Genomic DNA, 6,000 nt, shown 5'->3' with positions numbered 1-6,000 from the left:
TTCGTCGTCGCGTCCGGGTCCGGTATGTCCGCTGTGTTCGCGTCGTCGCGGGCCGCGTTCTCGTCCGCGTGGCCGTCGTCGCCCCGGGCCTCGTCCATCCGCTTCCCGCCCATTTCCGCCCCCTCGTGTGGCCGGTCCCCCACCCGTGGCCGCCCCGCTCGCGGAGCCGTCGGCCCGCCCCTACGCTCCGAAAGGTGACGTCCTTCCCGATGCGGGGCCGGCCCCGGCGTGCCATGGCGCACATACGGGTGCGGGTGGCGCACGCCCTGCTGGGCGTCCTGACGGGGACCGTGTGGCTGGTGTTGCCGCTGATGACGGCCGGAACCCCCGATCCGGTTCCCACGGCTCGCGCCGACACCACGGCGCGCTCCGCCCCGCCACGGCCGGAGGGCACGCCGGCCGCCGACCTCGTGCTGCCGGTCGTCACCGGCATCGCGGCCGTGGCCCTGGCCGGGTACGGCCGGCTGCGGCGCACCCGGCGGGCCCGCACCCGGACGACTCCGGGGCGGGCGGGCGCGGGGAGGGTCAGAAGAGGCTCAGCAGGGCCTCCGCCGGGTCGGTGAGGTTGCCTTCCCCGCCGGGCAGCGGCAGTTCGAACCACACCGTCTTGCCGCGCGGCGTCCGCCGTGAGCCCCACGCGGCGCTGAGCAGCCCGACCAGTTGCAGGCCCCGTCCGCCCTCGTCGGTGTCCCGGGCACGCCTGCGGCGCGGCTGGACCAGGCCGGAGTCCCAGACCTCGCAGACCAGCGTGCGGTCCAGCAGCAGCCGTAGCCGGATCTCCCCCTCGCCGTACCGCAGGGCGTTCGTCACCAGCTCGCTGACCAGCAGCTCGGTCGTGTCGATCAGCGGCTCCAGGTCCCAGGACTGGAGCCGGTCGCGGGCGTACTCGCGGGCCCGGCCCACGCTGCGCGGCTCGCGGGGCAGCGTCCAGTCCCCGACGGAGTCCGCGGGCAGCCCCTGCACCCGGGCCATCAACAGGGCGATGTCGTCCTCGCCGTGGTGGGTGTCGAGGGTGCTGAGGACGTGGTCGCAGACGTCCTCCAGCGGCCGGCAGGGATCCGTGAGCGCCCCGATGAACGCCTGGAGGCCCTCGTCCAGCGGGTGGTCGCGGGACTCGACCAGGCCGTCCGTGTACAGGGCGAGCAGCGCGCCCTCCGGCAGTTCGACCTCGACCTCCTCGAACGGCTCGCCGCCCACGCCGAGCGGCATGCCCGGCGGCACGTCGAGCATCAGCGCCGGCTCGCCGGGCTCGACCAGCACCGGCGGCAGATGGCCCGCGTTGGCGAACGTACATCGTCTGGTGACGGAGTCGTAGACGGCATAGACGCAGGTCGCCAGGTACACCTCGGACAGGTCGGCGTCCCTGGGCTGCCGGGCCGTGCGGGTGGCCTGCTGGACCCCGCCCGGCGTGCCGAGGCCGCGGGCGATCTCGTCCAGCGCGGAGAGCACTTCCGCCGGTTCCAGGTCCAGCAGCGCCAGGGTGCGTACGGCGGTGCGCAGTTCGCCCATCGCGACGGCCGCGCGCAGACCCCGGCCCATCACGTCGCCGACGACCAGCGCCGTGCGGTGACCGGGCAGTTCGATGACGTCGAACCAGTCGCCGCCCACCTCGGTCGCCGCGTTGCCGGGCAGGTAGCGGCAGGCGATGTCCAGGCCGGACGCCTCGGGGTCGCCGGGCGGGAGCAGGGACCGTTGCAGTATCAGCGCCCGTTCGTGTTCCCGGCGGTACAGGCGCGCGTTGTCGATGCAGACGGCGGCGCGCGCGGCCAGTTCGACGGCGAGGTCCCGGTCCCGGTCGCCGAACGGCTCGCTGCCCTTGGTACGGGCGAACTGGGCGAGTCCCACGACCGTGTCGTGGGCGACCATCGGCACGGCCAGCGTGGACTGCACCAGGCCCCCCTCCTCGGCGGGCACCCGCTGCGGGCGGGCGGTGCGCAGGGCCTCGGCGCAGGGCGAGTGGAACGGGAAGTGGTGGACCGCGCCGACGTCGACGGGCTTCCCGGCGCTGCTGAAGGGGGCGCCGGAGACGGCGCTGGCGAAGGCGACGCGGCGCAGTTCGGCGCTGCCGTCGGCGTGGCCGGGCGGGGTCTCGTCGCCGGCCAGCAGGCCCTGGTAGAGGTCGACGGTGGCCAGGTCGCAGAAGCCGGGGACGACCACGTCGAGGAGTTCGCGGGCGGTGGTCTCCAGGTCCAGGGAGTTGCCGATGCGGGCGCCGGCCTCGTTGAGCAGCGCGAGGTTGCGGCGGGCGGCGGCGGCCTCGCGGGCGGCGGCCCGGCGGGCGGTGATGTCCGTGCCGAGCCAGGCGACACCGATGGGCCGGCCGCTGCCGCTGTGCACGCGGTAGAGGTTGATGGACCAGTGCCGGCGTTCCTCGGAGCCGGGCACATACCCGGTGACGTGCATGTCGGTGATGGACTCGCCGGTCTCCAGCACCCGCCGCAGCGTGGCCGAGACCCGCTCGGCCTCGGGGCGCGGCAGATAGTCGTGCACGCCCTTGCCCCGGTGGTCGTCGGGGGTGCCGCCGAAGATGGAGGCGAAGCGTTCGTTGGCCCGGCGGACCCGCAGGTCGGTGTCGATCAGCAGGAAGCCGAAAGGCGACTGGCCGAATATCGCCTGCGAGGCGGCGAGGTCGGTCTCGATGCTGCGCAGGGTGCGTACGTCCACGACGATGCAGACGGCGGCCTTCTCGCCCTCGGCGGTGCGCGTCGGCATGACGTACACCTCGGCCAGGCCCTCCTCGCCGCGGGTGCCGTCCGGCCGGTCCGGCATCCGGAACGGCACCACTCCGGTCCACTCGCGCCCGTCGAGGATTTCGGCCATCTTCCGCTGGCCGCGCTCGCGCAGGTCGGGATCGACGAAGGCCTCTATGGGGTCGGTGCCGACGGCGCGGCCGGCGGGGATGCCGAACAGCTGCTCGGCGCGCAGGCTCCACTGGTCGACGAGGCCGCCGGGGCCGATGGAGAAGGACGCCACCCGGATGTAGTCGTAGATGGAGCCGGGCGGACTGCTCTGCCACATGGCGTCGCCGGCCGCCGCCTCCGCCTGTGCGGCCTGACTCCTCGCGCCGTCCGACGGGTCCTCGGACTCCGTGGCCTTCGCTGGTATCTCGCTCACGCGAACCGTCCCCTCCAGCTCACCGCGTCCGGCACCGGTCACCGGGGGCGGCTGCCCGCAGTATCCAGCACTACGGCGCCACAGGACACGGTGTTCACGATCACAGGTCGGTCCAGATGTTTTTCGGACCGGTCCGTGACAACACTCCCACTCTTCTAACCAGGGAACACACCGCCGAACCACACGCCGCCGAACCCTGTGCGCCCCCGGCGCGCACGCCGTACGGCACGTCGACGGCTGTACACCCCCGTGCCCCGTGGGTGCCCCGCCTACCCGGGTACCGCCAGCTCGAACCAGACCGTCTTCCCCTGCGCCCCGGGCCGGGTGCCCCAGCGGCGGGAGGAGCCGGCGACCAGCTGGAGGCCGCGCCCGCTCTCGTCCTCGGGGTGGGCGACGCGTTCGCGCGGGGGGTCGGGGAGCGGGTCGGAGACCTCCACCCGCAGGGCGTCGCCCAGTGCGGCGGGGCGCAGCAGCCGTACGCCGATGGGGCCGGTGGCGTGCCGCAGCGAGTTGGTGACCAGCTCGCTGACGAGCAGCGCGGCGAGGTCCGCGACGGAGTCCAGGTCCCAGCCGTGCAACTGGCCCCGGACCACCGCGCGGGCGGAGCGCACGGCGCCCGGCTCCGCGGGGAAGGTCCACTCGGCGCAGCCGCCATCGGTGTCGATCACGCCGATCACTTCCCAGGCCAGCGGAGCCCACCACGTCCGGTTTCGTGGGGTTAATGGGGACATACCCGATATACGGCGGGCAGTACCGCACGGGGCGGCGCACTGTGGCACGAACGGCGTACGGGTGCTTCGCAGGGTGCCTGGCGGGGACAGCGCAGAGGTCCGGGACCGGGCCGGCGCAGGGGAAGCAGAGGCCCAAGGGCCGGATCGGCGCGCGGCCGTGGGGGCCCGGGAGCCGGGTCGGTGCGTGGTCGTGGGCTTTGTCAGGGGTGGTCGTGTGTCGTGGTCCAGCGGCTGGTCACCTCGCGCACCGCCGGGACGTCCTGGTCGAGCCAGTCCACCTCCCAGACGCGGTCCGGGGTGAGCCAGCGCAGCTCGTCGTGGTCCTGGAGGGGCCGGGGGACGGGCGAGCCGGGGCGCAGGCGGACGGTCCACACCCTCAGAACGTACGGCGCGCGCAGCGGCCACTGCCCCGGGACGCGTTCGACCGGTTCGGCGTCGACGCCCAGTTCCTCGCGCAGCTCGCGGACCAGGGCGTCCTCGGGCCGTTCACCGGGCTCGACCTTGCCGCCGGGCAACTCCCAGCGCCCGGCCAGATCGGCGGGCGCGCTACGGCGCGCGGCGAGCAGCCGGCCGCCGTCCAGCAGGGCGGCTCCCACCACCACGATCGGTTCCACCTGGGCACTCGTGCGCGTCATGGAGGGGAGCCTACGGGAGCGCACACCCGGTCAGTTGTGCGCGCCGTCCCCGTTCTGGCCGATACGCTCCACCCAGTAGAGCTGCTCGCGGCCTTGGCCGCCGCCGAGGCTGTCGGCGGTCTTCTGCGCCTCCGCGCGGGTCGCGTACCGGCCGACGCGGTAGCGATTGCCGTTGTCGTCCTGCCGTATCACGATCCAGGGCAGGGAGACCGTACCCTCACTCATCGCCCCCACCGCCCGTGCCCCTTCCCGCACCGTTCCACCCGCCTTCCGCGGACAAGGAAACCGCACTCCGCATATGCCCGAGCGTACGCCCTACCTTCACGCTGCGCATACGGCTTTTCACAAAGAGGTACGCAACCAGCCAGAACGCCGGGGGGCGCGCACGGCCGAACGCGCCGTCGGAGACGGCACCGCCCCGGGCCGCCGGACTGCCGGGCCTCCCGGGGGCCCACCTGCGAAGACGGCCGGACCGCCGGGCGCCGGGAGGGAGCGGCGGCGGCCGGCTGGCGCCGTCGACGGGACCGGCGGCGCACGCGGGTGTGCGCTAGCTCACGTCGAGCGGAGCGCGGAGTTCCGCGCGGGCCGGCCGGGCGGCTGGGCCGGAGGTCACTTCACGGGCAGGTGGTAGGCGACGCGGTAGCGGTCGGCCGGGATGACCACGTCGGCGGTCTCGACCGGGCGGCCGGAGGCGAAGTAGGTGCGCTGGACGACCAGCACCACATGGCCGGGGACCCCGCCGAGCAGGTGCAGTTCCTCGGCGAGGCCGGGGCGGGCGCCGACCTCCTCGGTGACGTTGTCCACGATGACGTCGATGGCCCGCATCCGCTCGACCACGCCCATCCCGCCGAGCGGGCCCTCCTCGGGCAGCATCACGGGCGTGCGGCCGGTGACCGCGAGGGGCTCCCAGGAGGTGGAGAGCATCATCGGCTCGCCGGCCTCCCGGAAGACGTACCGGGTGCACATGACCCGGTCGCCGGCCTGGATGGCGAGCCGCTCGGCGATGTCCGCGTCGGCCTCGGCCTGCTCGCTGCGGGATTCCCAGGTGCCGCGCACGGACGTGTCGGCCTGCTCCTGCCGGAAGGGCGTGGCGCCGCCTGCCGGGCGGTATCCGGAGCGGGCCACCCGCCGGGGCACGGGCCGCTCGCGCACATAGGTGCCCGAGCCGGAGCGGCCCTCGACCAGCCCCTCGGCCATCAGCACCTTGCGGGCCTCCAGCGCGACCGTGTCCGAGACGCCGTACTCCTCCCGGATGCGGGCCTGCGAGGGCAGCCGGGTGTGGGGCGGCAGCAAGCCGTCGACGATCTTCTTGCGGAGATCACCCGCGACACGCAGATACGCCGGCTGCTCACCGAAAGCCACTGGCCACTCCCCTCAGGTTGTACAGACAGCAACAGCCTGGCAACCGTGGGTTCAGCCGTGCAAGCAAAGGCCAGAGAATCACTCGATGTGATGACGTAGCGGGGGGTACGCCTTTACGCAGGCACTTTGTCTCCCGTATAGGTGCCCTCGGTCCGCAC

Annotated in this window: 6 protein-coding genes; 1 reads left to right on the top strand and 5 read right to left on the bottom strand. The window is 73.8% G+C overall.

Annotated features, from left to right (window positions below; translation table 11 throughout):
* Positions 1 to 194 precede the first annotated feature (194 nt).
* Positions 195 to 563 (top strand): hypothetical protein, encoded by a 369-nt coding sequence (locus tag IH25_RS39980; protein ID WP_209445384.1) that lies wholly within the window; start codon positions 195 to 197, stop codon positions 561 to 563.
* Here the strand turns inward: IH25_RS39980 and IH25_RS0128305 are convergent.
* The 5 genes from IH25_RS0128305 to IH25_RS0128285 all read right to left on the bottom strand — a co-directional run bounded on the left by IH25_RS0128305 (position 526) and on the right by IH25_RS0128285 (position 5,842).
* Positions 526 to 3,114, bottom strand: a complete 2,589-nt coding sequence (locus IH25_RS0128305; protein ID WP_030616632.1) for a SpoIIE family protein phosphatase — start codon at positions 3,112 to 3,114, stop codon at positions 526 to 528. The two genes, IH25_RS39980 and IH25_RS0128305, sit on opposite strands and share 38 nt — an antisense overlap.
* Before the next feature lie 269 nt (positions 3,115 to 3,383).
* Positions 3,384 to 3,845, bottom strand: a complete 462-nt coding sequence (locus IH25_RS0128300) for an ATP-binding protein (RefSeq protein WP_051754161.1) — start codon at positions 3,843 to 3,845, stop codon at positions 3,384 to 3,386.
* A gap of 200 nt (positions 3,846 to 4,045) precedes the next feature.
* Positions 4,046 to 4,480: a (deoxy)nucleoside triphosphate pyrophosphohydrolase gene (locus tag IH25_RS0128295; protein WP_030616625.1), complete on the bottom strand. Its 435-nt coding sequence runs from the start codon at positions 4,478 to 4,480 to the stop codon at positions 4,046 to 4,048.
* A gap of 30 nt (positions 4,481 to 4,510) precedes the next feature.
* Positions 4,511 to 4,705, bottom strand: coding sequence for an SPOR domain-containing protein (locus tag IH25_RS0128290; protein WP_030616622.1), 195 nt, complete (start codon positions 4,703 to 4,705; stop codon positions 4,511 to 4,513).
* 384 nt (positions 4,706 to 5,089) lie between these two features.
* Complete coding sequence (locus IH25_RS0128285) at positions 5,090 to 5,842, bottom strand: GntR family transcriptional regulator (protein ID WP_030616620.1); 753 nt, start codon at positions 5,840 to 5,842, stop codon at positions 5,090 to 5,092.
* Positions 5,843 to 6,000 lie beyond the last annotated feature (158 nt).

The organism is Streptomyces achromogenes subsp. achromogenes, assembly GCF_000720835.1.
In the GTDB taxonomy this organism is placed as follows: domain Bacteria; phylum Actinomycetota; class Actinomycetes; order Streptomycetales; family Streptomycetaceae; genus Streptomyces; species Streptomyces achromogenes.
This window is presented reverse-complemented; position numbering and strand designations above follow the sequence as displayed.

Excerpts from the sequence above, each read along its gene's own strand:
- IH25_RS0128295 (WP_030616625.1), bottom strand. The coding sequence starts at position 4,480 with ATGACGCGCACGAGTGCCCAGGTGGAACCGATCGTGGTGGTGGGAGCC.
- IH25_RS0128290 (WP_030616622.1), bottom strand. The coding sequence starts at position 4,705 with ATGAGTGAGGGTACGGTCTCCCTGCCCTGGATCGTGATACGGCAGGAC.
- IH25_RS0128300 (WP_051754161.1), bottom strand. The coding sequence starts at position 3,845 with ATGTCCCCATTAACCCCACGAAACCGGACGTGGTGGGCTCCGCTGGCC.